Consider the following 16,712-nt stretch of genomic DNA (forward strand, 5'->3'; position numbering starts at 1 on the left):
CGCATGCACGCAACAGGGGAGGCCAGCATGACCTTACGAAGATCACTGACGTTGCTCGCCGTCGCGCTCGCCATCGCGCTCACCGGTACCGAAGGCGCGATGGCGGCCACGAAAACCACTGGTCAACAGCGTTCCGAAGTGACGCTGTCCGCGACGTCGTGGGGTTACGTCGACTCGGCGGCACCGACCACCGCCCACTTCAAACCGTCCGGCAACCTGCCGATCGGCACCTGGGACACCACACCGCACCGCCAGCGCTCGTACGTGAACTTCGACCTGAGCTCGTTGCGGGGCAAGCCGTTCACGACGGTGCTGCTGTCGGCCGGCGAAACGCACTACGTCGACTGCGACAGCCGCGCCACCGAGGTGTGGCGGACCTCCGACTACACCCAGCAGTCGACCTGGCAGAACCGCCCGGTGGAGCGGACCCGGGTGGCGTCCCGGGGCGCCGACGGCTCCTGCATCGACAACGACGCCACGTTCGACGTCACCACCGCGGTGCGGGACGCGGTCGCGCACAAGGCCCGCACCCTTACGCTGGGCTTCCGCGTCGCCGAAGCTCACGAGGCGGACCCGGCGTTCTACCGGGTGATCGAGGCCCCGCCCACGCTGCGGGTGGTCGACAACGCGCCGCCCGCGACACCGGCCGACCTCCGCGCCAACGACGCACCCTGCGCCAAGGACGGCACCGGCGCACTGGCGAGCCGCCAGCTGGTGCTGAGCGCACAGGTGTCCGACCCGAACGGCGACTTCACGTCCGGGCAGTTCGCGTGGTGGCCGGTGGCGAACCCGGCGCAACGGCACACGGGCGCCGGGTCGGGCAACCCCGCCGCGGCCTACCCCGACACCTCGGACCTCGCCGACGGCACCTACGCGTGGGAGGTGTACGCCCAGGACAGCTGGGGGGCGAAGTCGGCCACGGCAGGCCCCTGCCGGTTCACCGTCGACCGCACGGATCCGAAGGCCCCCGCCGTCGTCTCCGCGACGTACCCGGCGGACGCCGAGGGCGGCGGCGTCGGGGTGGCGGGCCAGTTCACCTTCTCCCCCAACGGTTCCACCGACGTCGCGCGGTACGACTACGACTTCGGCGAGGGCACGCGCGAGATCGCCGCGGGCCCCGACGGCAAGGCCACCGTCGGCTTCACACCGACGTCCAACGGCTGGCATTCGGTGGTCGTGCGGGCGTGGGACCGGGCGGGCAACCTCTCGCTCAGCACCTACTACTCCTTCATCGTCAAGGAGACGCGGCCGACGGTCACGTCCGACCGCTACCCGCCGCAGGGCGGCCCGGACGGCGGCATCGGCGTGCCGGGCGTGTTCCGGTTCGCGCCGGGGATGGCGAACGTCGTGGCGTACGACTACCGGCTGGACGACGCCGCGTCCGCCACGGTCGCGGCCGGCCAGGACGGCGTCGCCGAGGTGACGATCACGCCGGCCACCGGTGGTGACCACGAGCTGTTCGTGCGCAGCACCGACTCCTCGGGCGTGAAGTCGCCGGAACGGGAGTACCGGTTCCTCGTCGACGCGTCACCGGTGGTGACCGGGCCCGAGAACGTCGACCTGGGCACCTCGGCCACGTACACGGCGGCCCCGAGAATGCCGGGCGTCGTCGAGTACGACTACTGGTTCGCGAGTGCCGAGGGTACGAAGTGGACGGTCAAGGCGAACGCCGGCGGCACCGCCACGCTGCCGGTCGCGTTCACCTCGGCCGACCAGAACCTGCTGCGGGTCCAGGCCCGCGACGCGTCCGGCGGGCTGTCCCCGGTGACGGAGAAACGGTTGTCGCTCAACACCTGGCGACCGGAGATCGGGTACCAGGGCGACATCGGGACGGAGGGCCGGGCCACCACGTTCACGTTCACCACCCCGATGCCGGGCGCCGTGGAGTTCGAGTACTGGCTGACGGCGGACCCGGCGACCAGGTGGACCGTGCCGGCCGTCGGCAACACCGCGACGGCGAGCTACACCCCGCCGAGGATCGGCGACTACGAGATGCTGGTGCGCGCGAAGAACACGGCGGGCGTGTGGTCGTCGACGGACAACATCACGTGGACGGTGACGAACGACCCGAGGGTGACCTCGAAGGAGTTCCAGGCGAACGGGCGGGTGTTCCCCGGCAGCTTCACCTTCGACGCCCGCCAGCCGGGCGCGGTGACGTTCGAGTACTCGTTCGACTGGGGTCCGTTCCAGCAGATCGCCGCCGAGAACGGGCGGTCCGTGCTGCCGTGGACTCCCCCGCTGCCGCCGGACGGCTGGGCCGACCACAACCTGCGGGTGCACACGGTGACGGCCGGCAACGTCTCCTCCCAGGAGTACACGTACTACTTCAACGTCTTGAGCGCGCCGTACGTGTCGTCCAAGGAATACCCGGAAGGCGTGTGGTCGGGCGGTGCCGGTGTGCCGGGGACGTTCACCTTCACACCGGGGATGCCGGGCATCGTCTCCTACACCTACCACGTCCAGGACGACCGGGGTGCCGGGACCGGGGAGGTCACCGTGCCGGCGGACGGTTCGGGTGCGGGGACGATGACGTGGACCCCACCGGACCGGGGCAGCTACACGGTGTTCGTGCGGGGCAACACCGCCGACGGCACCAGATCGGGGGGCATCGGCTACTCGGTGTACGTCAACTGACCGCGTGACCGGCGGCCCCGTTCCCACCCGGGAGCGGGGCCGCCTGGCCGGAGCACGGCCCACGTCGGGCGTGCGCCCCGGTCGCGACGAGGCCGAACGTCGTCGGCGGCCCGAACCGCTCCCCCAGCCACTGCAGCGGACCCGCCTGCGTCGACCAGTACCGGTCCACCCGGACGTCGGGAAACCGTTCCCGCAGCAGCTTTTCCAGCGCCTCTTCGTCGACCCCGAGCCGGACGACGTGGTATTCGACCGCGTCACCGGGGAGATCGTCGTCGTAGGCACCGCGCAGGCGGCGGGACAGCGACGCCAGCCCGCGGGCGCGGCCGGGACGGCCGAGCCGCCACGTCAGGTAGGCGCCCCGGTCGACCAGGCGCGACACCCGGCCGCGCCGCGGGTACCACAGCGGGTCCTGGTAGCTGACGAAGGCGCCACCCGGCGCGATCTGGCCGACGTACTGGCCCACGGCCGCCAGGTAGTCCGGGATGTGGTGCAGCACCGACAGGCACAGCACGACGTCGAACGTGCCGAGCGACGCGGCCGCCGTGCCGTCGGGATCGTGCCGCACGTGCACGGCCGGGTTGTGCCGGAACCGGTCCGCGAGCCGGGTCGCGCTGTCCTGGCTCAGTTCCGTGACCCAGACCTCGGCGCCGAGCGCCGCGACGTGGTCGGTGAACGTGCCGTGCCCGGCGCCGACCTCCAGCACCCGGCAGTGGCCCCAGCGGGCGAGCACGTCCCGCACCACGTCCCGGCAGGTTCCCACGACCCGCTGGTGCAGGGCGCGGTGGCGCAGGTGCGGCGAGCCCGCGGTGTAGTCGAACCCGGCGTGGTGGACCACACTTTGGTGGCGGGCCACGGGTTCCGGGATGCTGGTCACGGCGCTGCTCCTTATTCTCGGGGGCGATGCGGAGGAGGTCCGGTGGGCGCTTTCCGGATGGCTTGGGCCGCCGACCTGGCCGCGGCCGCGGGCAGGCCGGTGCGGTCGCCGGTGCGCGCGGTGTGGCTGCTGCTGGCCAAGCCCGGCGTGCTCGCCGTCTTCCTGTTGCGGGTGCAGGAAGTCCTTTACGCGCACCGGATCCTGCGCCCTGCCGCGCACCTCGTGCGCTCGCTCGCCCACGTGCTGACCGGCGCCGACTTCGTGCCCGGCTGCCGGATCGGCCCCGGGCTGCGGCTCGAGCACCCCGGCGGGGTGGTGTTCGGCGCGGGTGCGGTGCTCGGGCCGGACGGGTTCGTGTGCCAGCGCGTGACGCTCGGGGAACGCCTCGGCGAGCGCGGCGGGCACGCCTACCCCGTGGTCGGCGCCGGCGTCTTCCTCGGCGCGGGCGTGACGGTGCTGGGCGGGGTGCGCATCGGCGACGGCGCGCGCGTCGGGGCCGGCGCCGTGGTGCTCGACGACGTCCCGGCCGGCGCGCTCGCCGTCGGCGTCCCGGCTCATCCGGTTCCCGCGAAGCGGAACAGCGAGTTGTAGGGCAGCAGGCCGGCGCGCTCCCGGCGCCGGTAACCCTGCGGCGTCAAGACGGCTTCGACGGCGGCCACCGCCGCCGCGTCCGGGGTTTCGACCAGCAGCACCGGGTGGTCCCGGTGCAGCACGTGCTCCGCGCCGCGCAGGACGTCCGGCTCCGCGCCTTCGACGTCGACCTTCACCGCGTCCACCCGGGGCTGCCCGGCCCGGTCCCACTCGGCGTCCACTGTGGTCACCGCGCAGACGACGGACGGGCCGTCTCCGCTCGCCCGGTGGGCGAACGCATCGTCCATTGTGGACGTGAACGATGCTTCGCCGCCGACGTGACCGGCCGCGGCCCGCACGACGCGGACGTTGCCCCGGCCGGCGCGGCGGACGTTGGCGGCCAGCCGGTCCGCCGTCGCGGGCAGGGGTTCGAACGCCCACACCTCCCCCGCCGGCCGGTGCGTCGCCACCATCAGCGTGAACCAGCCGATGTTCGCGCCGACGTCGAGGAACAGCCCGCCCGGCCGGACGGCGTCGGCGACCGCCTCGACCTCGCCGTGTTCGTAGCCGGCGGCGATCACCGACGCCCGGGCGAGCGCGCCCGCCGGGTCCAGCTCGACGTCGACCCCGGGCGCGAGGTGCGCCCGCACCCGCGGCAACGGGCCGGCCGGCAGCAGCCGGTCGAGCGCCTTGAGCACCGGCACCCGCACCCGGCCGCCGGTGAGCCGCGCGTGGCAGCTCGCGAGGCCGAGCGCGGCCCGGGTCCGGAGCGACCCGGCGCCCGGCCCCACTTCCAGCCGCGGCCGCGGGACGGTCACCCCGGTACCAGGTCTCGCCGGACGAAGATGCCGTCGCACTGGAGCATCCGGCCGGTGCGCGCGTCGCGGAAGCCGGGTTCGAGCGACCAGACGGCGAACCCGCGGTCGTCGAGGTGGCGCACGATCTCGTCCATCAGGGGCTGCGCGCCGTACAGCGGCACCAGCGAAAGCTCGGCCTGCACTATCGAGAGCGACGGCAGCGTCTTTTCCGCGCCCGCCAGCACTTCGGCTTCGTAGCCCTGGACGTCCATCTTCAGTAGCACCGGTTCGGTGACCTCGCCGCCGAGCAGGTCGTCCACCGTGGTCATCGGGACGTCCTCGTGGCCGACGCACCGGGAGTCCGGCGCGGCGTCGACGTGCGCGGGCAGCATGTCCAGCACCGAAGAGGAGTAGGAGTTCCCGGCCACGTGCACGGTCACCCGGCCGGTTTCGCGGCCGAGCGCGGTCCGGACGGTGTCCCAGGCGGCGTCTCCGGTCGCGGCCGCGTGCAGCATGCCGAACGGCACGGCCAGCGGCTCGCACGAGAGGATCCGGCCGTCGTACCCGGCGCTGCGCAGCAACCGCGCGTACTGGCCGCTGTTGGCGCCTACGTCCACGACGGACCGCACGCCGAGCGCGTCGCACAACCGCACCAGGCGGCGGGCGAACGGGTCGCGCGACACCTCGAGGCCGAAGCGGTTGACGGTGCGCTTGAGCAGTGCGCGCATCGGCGGCGGCACCAGCCGGGCGAGGTCCTGCGGCATCCTGTTTCCCGTCCTTCGATCCGGCGAATGTCGTTGTCCCGTCTCGAAACCTCCTTCGATTCTGGGCAGAATCGCAGGCGTGGCGCAGCGCCGGACGGCCAGGACAACCCTTTCGGGTCACGGCTTCCGGGCCGTGCTCTCCGCCGCGCTGCGCGTGGGCGGCGGGCAGCTGGTGGCCCAGGCGCTGACCGGGATCCAGCTGCTGGTGGTGGCGCGCCACACCGGCACGGCCGCGTTCGGCGAGGCGGCGGCCTGGTACGGCGTGGCTTCGGCGCTGGTGCCGTTGTGCGACTTCGGCGCGTCGGCCCGGCTGCTGCGCGACGGCGGCCGTCTCGGCGGGCCACCCCCGGGAGCCGGGCGCCTGCTGGTCGTGCGCAAGAGCGCGGTGCTGGCCGGGCCCACCGCGGTCGTGCTGCTGGTTTCCGCCGTGCTAGGCCTGCCGGTGATGCTCGTCGGGCTCGCCGTGGCCTACGGCGTCGCGCGGGCGGCCCTGCTGGTGGTGCAGGCGGACTGGCAGCTGCGGGGACGCGCCGGGGTCGCGGCCGGCGTGGCCGCCGGAGAACGGCTGGTCGCGCTGGTGGCCGGCCTGTCCCTGACGGCGGCGGGCGTCCCCGCGGCGGCCGCGCTGCTCGGCGGGCTCCTGGCCGGGACCGCGGTGATGCTCACCCGTCGGGCCCCGTTCGAGCCAGGCCCGGCGACCGGCCCGATCCGCTACGGCCTGCGGTTCGCGGGCGCCGGGGTCGCGGGGAACCTGGCCTTGCTCGACACAGTGGTCGTGACGGCGGTGGCCGGACCGGTCCAGGCCGGCTACTACGCGCTGGGGGCGCGGCTGCTGGGGCCGCTGCTGGTCCTGGTGACGGCGGCAGGGACGGCGGTGCTGCCGTCGCTGGCCACCGGCGCCCCGGCGGCTGTGCGGGTGGTGCGGCTGATCGGGGTGACGTCGGCGGTGGCATCGGCGGCGGTGTTCCTCACCGCGGGCCGGCTGGTGCCACTGGTGGCCGGCCCGGCCTTCGCGGCGGCGGTCCCGGCGGTGCGCTGGTACCTGGCGGCCCTGGTGTGCGTGGTGGCCGCGCAACTGCTGGTGCTGCTGCGTCAGGCCCGCGGCGACGAGGTGGCGATGAGCATCCTGCTGCCGGCGGGCGTGGCAACAGGACTGGCCGCGATAGCGGTGGGAGCGCACACGGGCGGCGCGGCGGGAGCAGCGGCGGGTTACGCGGCGGCTTGTGTGGTGGTGCTGGGGGTGCTGACCTGGCGCCACTTCAGCCGCCGCGACGATACGGCGCGCCAGTGATGCTGCGCGGCCGAGCAGGCTTTTGCCACAACGAACCGCACCGCGCCTGCTGAACGCGCGCAGTGTAGGGCGCGTTCGCCATCACAATGCCCGGGATCATCTGCACGACGATCAGCACGAACACCAGCACCGGCCCGTCGCGCGGCAGCGCGCCGGACAGCAAATCAGCCGCGGCACACCAGTGACGCTGCACGACCGAGCAGACCTTTTGCCACAACGAACCGCACCACGCCCGCTGACCACCCACAGCCGCGCGGCAGCGCGCCGGACAGCAAATCAGCCGCGGCACACCACTGATGCGGCACGACCGAGCAGACCTTTTGCCACAACGAACCGCACCACGCCCGCTGACCACCCACAGCCGCGCGGCAGCGCGCCGGACAGCAAATCAGCCGCGGCACGCCACTGATGCGGCACGACCGAGCAGACCTTTTGCCACAACGAACCGCGCCACGCCCGCTGACCGCCCGCCGCCGCGCGGGGCAGCCCGGCGGCCCGGCGAGCCGGGCAGCACAACAGCCGCGGCGCGCCCAATGATCAACCCGGCCGCTCCCGCCGCATCAAGCCCCGCCGGCTGATCGCGCGTCGAGCCGAAGGCACCCCTCGCCGCGCGTGTCGCGGGAGAGTCCTCAGCGCGTTGAAGTCTCGGGCACTCTCTCCACCTGCTGAGCGGCCGTCGGTTCCTCCCGCGACTCCCGCCGAGACAGCGAGGTCAGCGCCAAGGCCAACGCCAAAGCCAGATGGCCCCGAGTCGTGTCCCCCAGAGGGGAAAACCACACGTGCCAGAACGCCACCAGCAGGACGTACACCTCCGCCACCCCGCCGCGGCGCAGGGCGCGCGTGATGCCCCGGGCCAGCAGCACCACTGCCAGCAACCAAAACGGGAGCGCTCCGAGGCCCGCCGTTGCCCATGCTCCCAGCAGGATCGAGTGCAGGTACAGCTCCGGCGGCTGCACCAGCGTCAGCCGGTCGTAGCCGTGGACCGGGTAGTGGTGGGACTCCAGCCAGTCCAGCGCCGTCGCCTTGACCTCCGGGGGCACCACCGCGCCCGGGCCCCAGCCGAGCAGCGGGCTCGCCGCGATGCCACCGAGCAGGAACACCGCGTCCTTGCGCCCGCCCACCAGCAGACCGAAATCCCCCTGCTGGAACTGGACCTTCTGCTGCTGCGCCGCCCCCAGCTCGCCCTCGTTCGCCAGCGTCACGTACACCTGCTGCAGCACCAGCGCCCCGATCGCGACGGCCACGGCGAGCGCGACCACCCGGGCGCGGCCTCGGCGGCTGCCCAGCGGGGCGAGCACCGCCGCCAGTCCGGCCGCCACCGTCAGCACGGCCAGGCTGCGCGACCCCGTGACCAGGTGCCCGGCCGCCAGCAGGAACAGCAGGACCGGGACCACGTAACGACGAGTCCGGGGCCGGAGCCGTTCCGCGGCCAGCAGCACCAGCAGCGTCACGGCCTGGCCCGCGCCGAACTTCCACGGGTCGAGGGCCGCCACCGTCGGCGGCGTGACCAGCAGCCCGGCCAGCTGGCCCCACGCGAACCCCAGCAGCACGCGACGCCGCAGCGCCGCCGGGTCGGCGTCCGGAGACCGCAACACCAGGCACAGCAAGCCGATCGTGACGACCAGCGTCCCCAGCGACGCGAACGCCCGCGCCACCTCCCCGCCCGGTGCGGGCCGCAGGAGCGTGCTCACGGTCAGCCCCGCCAGCCACAGCAGGCCCGTCACCAGCACCGCCGGCCCGCGCCGCACCTTGAGCAGCGCGAACAGGCACGGCGGGGTCAGCACCAGCGCGGCCAGCTCGGTCAGCGAGAGCCGCCCGCCCAGCGGCAGGTACAACCACAGCCCCAGGCCGGCGACCAGCGGCGGCAGCAGCCCGGCCCGGGTCAGCGGCCGATCCACGCGCGCGTCCGGTGGAAGTAGGCCCCGTCGATCTCGCGGATCGCCTTGGCCGGCACCCCGCCGAACAGGGTGTTCGGCTCGTACTCGCGGTTCAGCGCCGTGACGCTGCCCGCCGCCAGGACCGCCCGCCGGGTGAGCCGCGTCCCCGCCATGACCACGCAGTTGGTGCTGACGAAGGCGTCTTCGGCGAGACGGACCGCGACGGTCGTCTGCCGGCCCGTCCCGAGGTCGACGCTGTGCGAGAGCACCGTACTGCGGACGCCGCCGATCGTCGCGAACGGCGCGAGCACGACCCCGCCCGAGACGTCGACGTAGTGGCGGTTGGTCAGCACGGCGTGGTCGCCCAGCCGCAGCGCGCCGTGGTCGCCGTCGCGGACGTCGCGCAGCGTCGGCGCGGTGGAGACCCAGTTGAACTGGCCGATGATGACGCCCTCGCCGACGTCGAGCACGCGCAGCCCGCGGAAGGTGTTGCCGGAGCCGATCACGGTCCCGGCCCCGATCCGCACCGCCGTCGCGCCGCGGAACAGGCAGATCCCGATCCGGGCCGACGGGGCGACGTCGTGGCCGAGCAGCCGCAGCACCCGGTTCTTGCCGCGGCCGGGCGGCAGCAGCCACGCGGCCGTGCGGGCCAGGCTCTTCAGCTGGTCGAACACCGGGAAACCACCTTCTGTCGCAGGGATGTGTAGCGGGCGCCGAACCGCAGCTTCGCGGTCGCGACGCCCGCGGCGTGCCAGGCCGTGCCGGCCAGCGCGCGGACGGCGTCGGGCGCCGTGCGGCAGCCCCGCCACCGCACCCGGGCCCCCTCGGTGAAGAAGCGGCGGCCGAGCCCGCCGGACTTGCTCGCGTCGTGGTAGCGCAACGCGGCCAGCGGCTGCGGCACGACCGCCTGGTCGGCGCCGGCCAGGCGCAGCATCAGGTCGAAGTCCATGACGTAGTGCAGGTCGGGCGCGAAACCGCCGCGGGCGCACAGGAACTCGCGGTCCACGGCCAGCGCGCCGGAGAACGCGTAGCAGCCGCGCAGCAGCAGCTGCCCGCGGTCGAGCCGCTCGGCCGGGCTTTCCCGCAGGAGACCACCTTCGCCGTCGACGAGCTGCCAGCCGCCGACGACCACCTGCGTCCGCGTGGTGACGGCCCCGCGCACCGCGGTCAGGGCGCCGGGCAGCAGCAGGTCGTCCGCGTTGGCCCACAGGACGAAGTCGCCGCGGGCCCGGCGCAGCGCGCGGTTGAGCGCGTCGGACTGGCCGCCGTCGCGCTCGTGGACCACGCGCAGCCGCGGGTCTTCGGCCGCCAGCTCGTCGAGGACCTCGGCCGAGCCGTCGGCGGACCGGGCGTCCTGCACGACCAGCTCGTCGTCGGGGCCGAGCTGCCCGAGCACCGAGGCCAGGGCCGGGCGGAGGTGGCGCCCCGCGTCGAGGCAGGGCATCAGCACGCTCAAGCGGACCACCGGGTGAGCACCTCCTTCACCAGCTGCCGGTAGCGGTCGCCGACCCGGCCGTCGTCCAGCTCGCGGCACGCCCACGCCCGCCCGGCCGCGCCGACCGCCCGGCGGCGGCGGTCGTCGCCGAGCAGGTCGCGCAACGCCCTCCCGGCCGCGGCCGGGTCGCGCGGGGTCACCACGGCGGCCCCTTCCGGCGCCAGCTCGTCGCCGAGGTAGACCTCGTCGCTGACCAGCACCGCGACGCCGGCCACGAGGGCCTCGGCGACGGCGACCCCGAAGTTCTCGTTGTCGCTCAGCAGCGCGAAGACGTCCGCGGCGGCGAGCAGGTCGCGCCGGCGCACCGGGTCGGCCCAGCCGGTGAACACGACCCGACCGGCTCCGGGCCGGGCGGCCGCCGTCGTCCGCAGCTCCCGGTCGAGACGGTCGTCACCGGCGCCCGCCACGACCAGGACGTCCCCCGGGCGCGCCGCCCGGTCGAAGGCGGCGAGCAGCAGCGGCAGGCCCTTCTTCTCGTCGATCCGGCCGAGGAACAGCACGATCCGGCCGTCTTCGGGCAGCCCGCACGCGCGACGCGCCACCGCGCGCGGATCGGGCGCCGCCGTGGGCACCGGCAGCGGCAGCACCGTCCGGCGGGAACCGGCGCCGAAGTCGACCAGCCGCTCGGCCTCCCGGGCGGTGGTGCAGACGACCGCCGCCGCGCCGGCCAGGGTCTCCCGCCACAGCGGCGCGAGCCGCCGCTTCGCCCAGGCGTGCTTGTGCAGGTCGTAGGGATCCAGGCTGCCGTGCGGCCACACCAGGTAGGGCACGGCGTACTGCCGGGCGGTCCGGCCGCACAGGTGGGCGGTGAAGTCGAAGACGCCGTGCACGACGACGAGGTCGTGCTGCGGCACCAGCCGGGCCAGGGTGGACTTGAGCCGCGCCGAGCCGTGGAAGCGGCCCGCGAGCCGCCCCGGCGGGACGAGCTCGACGTCGAACCACAGCGGCAGGTCCCGCAGGATCCGCCCGCCCTCCTCCGGCCGGTGCACGGTGACGAGGGTGGCGTCGTGCCGCAGCCGGGCTTCGACCCCGCCGAGCGCGGCGACGGCCGCGGCGACCCCGCCGTAGCTGTCCCCGACGCTGGCCACCGCGTGCAGCACGCGCAGCGTCATCGAGTGGCCCCCCGCGCGCTGTCGTGCGGCGCGCTCCGCGGGCGCGGGGCGTGGACGCCGGTGATCTCCCCGAGGTCGGCCTCGACCATCAGCCGGGCCAGCTCGGGCGCGTGCACCCGGGCCCGCCAGCCGAGCTCGCGTTCGGCCTTGCCCGCGTCGCCGATCAGCGACTTCACCTCGACGGGCCGGACGTACCGGTCGTCGAAGCGCACGTGGTCGCGCCAGTCGAGCCCGGCGTGCCCGAAGGCGTGGCCGAGGAACTCCCGTACCGTGCAGGGAGTTCCGGTCGCGATGACGTAGTCGTCCGGCGAGTCCTGTTGCAGCATCAGCCACATCGCCTCGGCGTACTCGGGGGCGTACCCCCAGTCCCGGGTGGCGTCGAGGTTTCCCAAGTGCAGCACATCCTGCTTGCCGGCGCTGATCATCGCCGCCGCGCGGGAGATCTTGCGGGTCACGAAGGTCTCGCCGCGGCGCGGGCTTTCGTGGTTGAAGAGAATCCCGTTCACGGCGTACATGCCATAACCCTCGCGATAGTTGCGGGTCACCCAATAGGCGTAGGTTTTGGCCGCGGCATAGGGGGACTGCGGCCGCAACGGCGAATTCTCGTTCTGCGGTGGCGGCGTTTCCCCGAACATTTCCGAACTGGAAGCTTGGTAGAACCGGCACGGAAGATCCACCATTCGGATGGTTTCGAGCAGCCGCGCCGTGCCCAGGCCGGTCGTGTCGCCGGTGAACACCGGTTCGTCGAAGCTCACCCGCACGTGGCTCTGCGCGGCGAGGTGGTAGACCTCGTCCGGAGCAATGCTGGCCACCAGGTTCGCCAGCCGGCAACCGTCCGTGAGATCGCCGTAGTGCAAGGTCAACCGGCCGGGTTCCCGCACCGGGTCCCGGTAGAGGTGGTCGATACGCGTGGTCGTGAATGTGCTCGCGCGGCGGATCATCCCGTGGACTTCGTACCCTTTGGCGAGCAGCAGCTCGGTGAGGTAACTTCCGTCCTGTCCGGTTATCCCGGTGATCAAAGCGGTTTTCATCGCGGTTCTCCCGGAAAGTGCGATCCGTCGGCGTCCGGCTGGGCTCGTCCCATCATTGGCCCGCACGAGGACAGCGGCGAGTCGCGTGCGGACACGTTCACACAAAAGCGTTGTTCTGCCGGAACGAGGAGTGAAGCCGATGCGTCGTGCGCTGACCCTGACCACGCCGATCTACGTGGCGGGGCACACCGGCCTCGTCGGGTCCGCCTGCCTGCGGCTGCTGGCGCGGCGGGGGGTTTCGCGGCTGATCACCGCCACTTCCGCCGAGCTCGACCTCAGAGACCGTGACGCGACAAGGGAATTCCTCCGGCGGCACAACCCGCAGGTCGTGCTCGCCGCCGCCGCGCGGGTCGGCGGGATCGCCGCGAACGCGGCCGCGCCCGCCGAGTTCCTCAGCGACAACCTGAGGATCCAGCTGTCCCTCTTGGACGCCGCGCGCGAACTCCGCGTGCCCCGGCTGCTGTTCCTCGGCTCGTCGTGCGTCTACCCGCGGGACTGCCCGCAGCCGATCCGGGAGTCCGCCCTGCTGACCGGGCCGCTGGAGCCGACCAACGAGGCCTACGCCGTGGCGAAGATCGCCGGGCTGGTGCACGTGCGTTCGGTCCGCCGCGAAGACGGGCTGCCGTGGATCTCGGCCATGCCCACCAACCTCTACGGCCCGCACGACCGCTTCGACGCCGAACGCGCGCACGTGCTGCCCGCCCTGCTGCGCAAGTTCCACGAAGCGATCCGCTCCGGCGCGGGCACCGTCGAGGTCTGGGGCACCGGCCGGCCGCGGCGGGAGTTCCTCCACGTCGACGACCTCGCCGCGGCGTGCCTGACGCTGCTGGAGCGTTACGACGACGACGAACCGGTGAACGTCGGCACCGGCGAGGACCTCCCCGTCGCGGACCTGGCGAAGCTGATCGCCGCCACCACCGGGTTCACCGGGGAGATCCGCTTCGACCCCTCCCGGCCGGACGGGACCCCGCGCAAGCTGCTCGACGTCGGCCGGATCCGGGCGCTGGGCTGGCGGCCGGAGATCGGGCTCGAAGCCGGCCTGGCCGGCACCTACGACTGGTACCTGCGCCACCAGGAGGTCGCGGTCTGATGCGGATTCTCGTCGTCGGCCTCAACTACGCCCCCGAACACGCCGGGATCGCGCCCTACACCACCGGCACCGCGCGGGCGCTCGCCGCCGCCGGGCACGACGTCCAGGTCGTCGCCGGCTTCCCGTACTACCCGCAGTGGCGCACCGCCGCCGGGTACCGGGGGCTCGTCCGCCGCGAGACCGACGGCCCGGTCCGGCTGACCCGGCTGCGGCACTTCGTCCCCCGGGACTCGGCCGGGCTCGGGCGGATCCTGCACGAAGGCTCGTTCGCCGCCCACGCGTGGCTGCGCGCCCGCGGCCTTCGCGACGTCGACGTCGTGCTCGGGATCAGCCCGTCCCTGCTGTCCCTGGTCGCCGCGCGGCAGCTGGCGGCGACGGCGGGAGCCGCGTTCGGCGTCGTCGTCCAGGACCTGTACGCCTCGGCCGCGGCCGAGCTGGGCACGCCCGGCGGCTCGCACGTCGGCCGGCTCGAAGGCCGGCTCCTGCGCGCGGCCGACGGTGTCGTCGCGGTGCACGCATGCTTCGCCGAGGCGCTGCGGCAGCGGCACGGCGTCGAGCCCGGCCGGATCACGGTGATCCGCAACTGGACGCACACCGGCCCGCCGGCCGACGAGCCGTGGCCGGAGGAGCACCCGTGGCCCGCCGGGTGCGGCCCGGTCGTGCTGCACGCCGGGAACATGGGGGCCAAGCAGGGCCTGGAAAACGTCGTCGCGGCCGCCCGGCTCGCCGAAGAACGCGACGAGGACGTGCGGTTCATGCTCGTCGGGGACGGCTCCCGCCGGGCCGAGCTGTGCCGGCTCGCGACCGGGATCCGGCGGGCGTCCGTGCTGCCGCCGGTCCCCGACCGGCACTTCCCCGGCATGCTCGCCGCCGCCGACGTCCTGGTGGTCAACGAACGCCCGGGCCTGCGTTCGGTCTGCGTGCCGAGCAAGCTGACGTCCTACTTCGCCGCCGGGCGGCCGGTGCTGGCCGCGACCGAGCCGGACAGCCCCGCCGGGATCGAGCTGGCCGCGGCCGGCGCCGGCGTCCGCGTCACCCCCGGCGATCCCGAAGCGCTGCTGACGGCCGCGCTGCAGCTCGGCCGGGACCGCGAACGAGCCGACCGCTTCGGCGAAAGCGGCCGCAGGTACGCGAAGACGGTGCTGGGTGCGGACGAAGCCGCCCGGCGCTACCGCGACTGGGTCACGGCGCTCGGCGAGCGGAGCCCGGGGTGACCGCCGTGCTGGTCGTCTGCACCGCGAACGTCTTCCGCTCGCCGCTGGCGGCCGGCCTGCTCACCGCCCGCGTGGATGGGACGTTCTCCAGCGCCGGGGTCCGCGCACGCCCGGGCGAGCCCATGGCCGAGGCGGCCCGGTCCGCCTTGGCCGCACACGGCCTGGCGGACGACGGGTTCCGGTCCCGCCAGCTCACCGCCGAACTGGTGGCCGACGCCGCCGCGGTGGTCACGATGACCTGGGCCGAACTGTCGGAAACCGTGCGGCTTTCCCCGCGCGCGCTGCGAAAGGTCGTGACACTGGGCGAAGTCGCCCGCGCCGCATCGGACGGCGGGGCGCGCGGGTTCGAGGACCTGGTCGCCCACGCCGTGCGCGACCGCGGCACCGTGACCGTCCAGGACGTCCCGGATCCGCGGGACGCGCGCCTGTACGCGGCCACGACGGCCCGGATCACCGAGCTGGTCGACATCGTCGCCGGGGCGCTCACTGCCGACGTGGCAGGTGCGCGGTGAAAGCCGTCGCGTTCACGGTCCTGCTCACCACGGGCCTGGTCTGGCTCGGCCTCGGCGGAGCCGCCCTGCTGGCCGACGCCGTGACCGAAGCGCTCACCACCGGCATGGCGGGTGCACGGTGAAAGCCCCCGCCATCGCGTTCACCATCCTGCTCACCACCGGCCTGCTCTGGCTCCTCACCGCACCACTACACGGCGGGGTCCGGCACGGACCCGAGATCTGGCTGGGCCTCGGCGGGGCCGGCCTGCTGGCCGGCGTCTGCGCGGTCGTGCGGGCCCGGCGGCGCGCGGCCGAGCGGCGGAAGGGCGTCATCGCCGTGATCCCCGTGCCGCGCGCCTACGGCGGGTCCCTGTCGCCCACCGACGAACTCAGGAAGGGCTGACCGTGGCGGGCAACGGCAGCGGACGGCCCGCCCGCAGCGCCTCGGCCGCCGCCGCCAGCCGCGGCCGGTCCAGGGTCAGGTACGCCTGCCCGTCCGGCGAACGCCCGGATCCCGCGACCGGGGCGGTGTGGAACGTGACCGCGTCCGGGCGCAGGGTGGCGACGTCGAGGAACAGCTCGCGGAAGCGGTCCGGGGTCAGGCCGGCGTCGGCGGCGACGGTGTCGTGCACGACACCCAGCACCCGCTCCAGCAGCCCCGGGTCGGTCAGGGCCTTCGTCGCGACGTCGCGGCCCAGCGCCGAAAGCAGCAGGTGCTGGCGGCCGATGCGGTCCAGGTCGCCGTTCGGCAGCCCGTACCGCTGCCGCACGAAGGTGAGCGCCCGGTCGCCTTCCAGCACGATCGGCCCGGCGTCGAAGTGGATCCGCGTCTGCGGGTCGGTCGAGGCCACCGGGTTGTCCACCGGCACCCCGCCGAGCTCGGTGGTCAGCCGCCGGACCCCGGCGAAGTCGGCGACGACGACGTGGTCGATCCGGATCCCCGTCAGGTCCTCCAGGGTGCGGATCACCAGCCCGACGCCGCCCAGCGAAAGCGACGCGTTGATCTTCGCGGTGCCGTGCCCGGGGATGGGCACCCAGGAATCCCGTGGCACGGAAAGGACTTCCAGCCGCTTGTGCCCGGCGGCGAAGTGCGCGAGCAGGATGCTGTCGGCCCGCTCCCCCGTCACACCGCCGCCGACGTCGGGACCTTCGCGCCGGTCGCTTCCCACCAGCAGGACCGTCACCGGTGGCTTGGCCTCCTCCGGGACGGGCGCCGCCGGGGCCGGCCGGGACGGCAGGCCGGCGAACACGTCACCCGGCAGCTGTCCCAGGCCGCTGGTCACCACGCGCTGCAGGTGCCACCCGTACGCCGTGACGCCGATGGTCAGCAGCGCCAGCACGACGAGCGCGATCCGGCCGGCCACGGTGTACCACCGGCGTGGCGCGTTCGGGCTCATGCTCCGACAGTGGTTCCCGGCCGGGGCGCTGTCAACGCGGGCGCAACGATCAGGTGACCCGGCCGCGCACCCGGA

The 16,712-nt window shown here is 74.0% G+C and carries 18 protein-coding genes; 8 read left to right on the forward strand and 10 right to left on the reverse strand.

Annotation, left to right across the window (positions count from 1 at the left end; all coding sequences use genetic code 11):
- Positions 1-27 precede the first annotated feature (27 nt).
- A complete protein-coding gene (locus VA596_RS22495) occupies positions 28-2,634 on the forward strand; it encodes a DNRLRE domain-containing protein (RefSeq protein ID WP_323329808.1) in 2,607 nt (868 codons plus the stop codon).
- Here the strand turns inward: VA596_RS22495 and VA596_RS22500 are convergent.
- The gene (locus VA596_RS22500) at positions 2,627-3,508 is read right to left on the reverse strand and encodes a class I SAM-dependent methyltransferase (RefSeq protein WP_323329809.1); all 882 of its coding nucleotides are present in this window, start codon (positions 3,506-3,508) and stop codon (positions 2,627-2,629) included. The two genes, VA596_RS22495 and VA596_RS22500, sit on opposite strands and share 8 nt — an antisense overlap.
- A gap of 42 nt (positions 3,509-3,550) precedes the next feature.
- Here VA596_RS22500 and VA596_RS22505 point away from each other — a divergent pair, with 42 nt between their 5' ends.
- The gene (locus tag VA596_RS22505; RefSeq protein ID WP_323329810.1) at positions 3,551-4,099 is read left to right on the forward strand and encodes a serine O-acetyltransferase; all 549 of its coding nucleotides are present in this window, start codon (positions 3,551-3,553) and stop codon (positions 4,097-4,099) included.
- Here the strand turns inward: VA596_RS22505 and VA596_RS22510 are convergent.
- Together VA596_RS22510 and VA596_RS22515 are read right to left on the reverse strand one after the other, a co-directional pair.
- Positions 4,063-4,896 (reverse strand): FkbM family methyltransferase, encoded by an 834-nt coding sequence (locus VA596_RS22510; protein WP_323329811.1) that lies wholly within the window; start codon positions 4,894-4,896, stop codon positions 4,063-4,065. The two genes, VA596_RS22505 and VA596_RS22510, sit on opposite strands and share 37 nt — an antisense overlap.
- Entirely contained in the window at positions 4,893-5,639 is a 747-nt protein-coding gene (locus tag VA596_RS22515; RefSeq protein WP_323329812.1) for an FkbM family methyltransferase, read from the reverse strand. The genes VA596_RS22510 and VA596_RS22515 overlap by 4 nt, the downstream gene beginning before the upstream one ends.
- 79 nt (positions 5,640-5,718) lie before the next feature.
- Between VA596_RS22515 and VA596_RS22520 the strand changes: the two genes are divergently transcribed.
- Positions 5,719-6,930: a polysaccharide biosynthesis protein gene (locus tag VA596_RS22520; RefSeq protein ID WP_323329813.1), complete on the forward strand. Its 1,212-nt coding sequence runs from the start codon at positions 5,719-5,721 to the stop codon at positions 6,928-6,930.
- Here VA596_RS22520 and VA596_RS22525 read toward each other — a convergent pair.
- From VA596_RS22525 to gmd, 6 genes are all read right to left on the reverse strand, one after another.
- Positions 6,899-7,219, reverse strand: coding sequence for a hypothetical protein (locus tag VA596_RS22525; RefSeq protein ID WP_323329814.1), 321 nt, complete (start codon positions 7,217-7,219; stop codon positions 6,899-6,901). The two genes, VA596_RS22520 and VA596_RS22525, sit on opposite strands and share 32 nt — an antisense overlap.
- A 340-nt stretch (positions 7,220-7,559) precedes the next feature.
- Positions 7,560-8,828 (reverse strand): hypothetical protein, encoded by a 1,269-nt coding sequence (locus VA596_RS22530; protein WP_323329815.1) that lies wholly within the window; start codon positions 8,826-8,828, stop codon positions 7,560-7,562.
- Complete coding sequence (locus VA596_RS22535) at positions 8,813-9,481, reverse strand: acyltransferase (protein WP_323329816.1); 669 nt, start codon at positions 9,479-9,481, stop codon at positions 8,813-8,815. Before VA596_RS22535 ends, VA596_RS22530 begins: the two co-directional genes overlap by 16 nt.
- A complete protein-coding gene (locus VA596_RS22540; protein ID WP_323329817.1) occupies positions 9,466-10,272 on the reverse strand; it encodes a glycosyltransferase in 807 nt (268 codons plus the stop codon). The genes VA596_RS22535 and VA596_RS22540 overlap by 16 nt, the downstream gene beginning before the upstream one ends.
- Positions 10,260-11,414 carry a glycosyltransferase gene (locus tag VA596_RS22545; RefSeq protein WP_323329818.1) on the reverse strand — a complete coding sequence of 385 codons (1,155 nt, stop codon included), beginning with the start codon at positions 11,412-11,414 and terminating at the stop codon, positions 10,260-10,262. The genes VA596_RS22540 and VA596_RS22545 overlap by 13 nt, the downstream gene beginning before the upstream one ends.
- Positions 11,411-12,610, reverse strand: coding sequence for a GDP-mannose 4,6-dehydratase (gene gmd, locus VA596_RS22550; protein ID WP_323329819.1), 1,200 nt, complete (start codon positions 12,608-12,610; stop codon positions 11,411-11,413). Before gmd ends, VA596_RS22545 begins: the two co-directional genes overlap by 4 nt.
- Here gmd and VA596_RS22555 point away from each other — a divergent pair.
- The 5 genes from VA596_RS22555 to VA596_RS22575 are packed head-to-tail and all read left to right on the forward strand — an operon-like array spanning position 12,585 to position 15,643.
- Positions 12,585-13,535, forward strand: a complete 951-nt coding sequence (locus tag VA596_RS22555; RefSeq protein ID WP_323329820.1) for a GDP-L-fucose synthase family protein — start codon at positions 12,585-12,587, stop codon at positions 13,533-13,535. The two genes, gmd and VA596_RS22555, sit on opposite strands and share 26 nt — an antisense overlap.
- Positions 13,535-14,749 carry a glycosyltransferase family 4 protein gene (locus VA596_RS22560; RefSeq protein WP_323329821.1) on the forward strand — a complete coding sequence of 405 codons (1,215 nt, stop codon included), beginning with the start codon at positions 13,535-13,537 and terminating at the stop codon, positions 14,747-14,749. Before VA596_RS22555 ends, VA596_RS22560 begins: the two co-directional genes overlap by 1 nt.
- On the forward strand, positions 14,746-15,261 hold the full coding sequence (locus VA596_RS22565; RefSeq protein WP_323329822.1) for an arsenate reductase/protein-tyrosine-phosphatase family protein: 516 nt from the start codon (positions 14,746-14,748) through the stop codon (positions 15,259-15,261). Before VA596_RS22560 ends, VA596_RS22565 begins: the two co-directional genes overlap by 4 nt.
- Positions 15,258-15,383: a hypothetical protein gene (locus VA596_RS22570; protein WP_323329823.1), complete on the forward strand. Its 126-nt coding sequence runs from the start codon at positions 15,258-15,260 to the stop codon at positions 15,381-15,383. Before VA596_RS22565 ends, VA596_RS22570 begins: the two co-directional genes overlap by 4 nt.
- A complete protein-coding gene (locus VA596_RS22575; protein ID WP_323329824.1) occupies positions 15,380-15,643 on the forward strand; it encodes a hypothetical protein in 264 nt (87 codons plus the stop codon). The genes VA596_RS22570 and VA596_RS22575 overlap by 4 nt, the downstream gene beginning before the upstream one ends.
- Here the strand turns inward: VA596_RS22575 and VA596_RS22580 are convergent.
- Positions 15,630-16,637 (reverse strand): LCP family protein, encoded by a 1,008-nt coding sequence (locus VA596_RS22580; RefSeq protein ID WP_323329825.1) that lies wholly within the window; start codon positions 16,635-16,637, stop codon positions 15,630-15,632. The genes VA596_RS22575 and VA596_RS22580 overlap by 14 nt on opposite strands.
- Positions 16,638-16,712 lie beyond the last annotated feature (75 nt).

The organism is Amycolatopsis heterodermiae, from assembly GCF_034929455.1.
GTDB lineage: Bacteria > Actinomycetota > Actinomycetes > Mycobacteriales > Pseudonocardiaceae > Amycolatopsis > Amycolatopsis heterodermiae.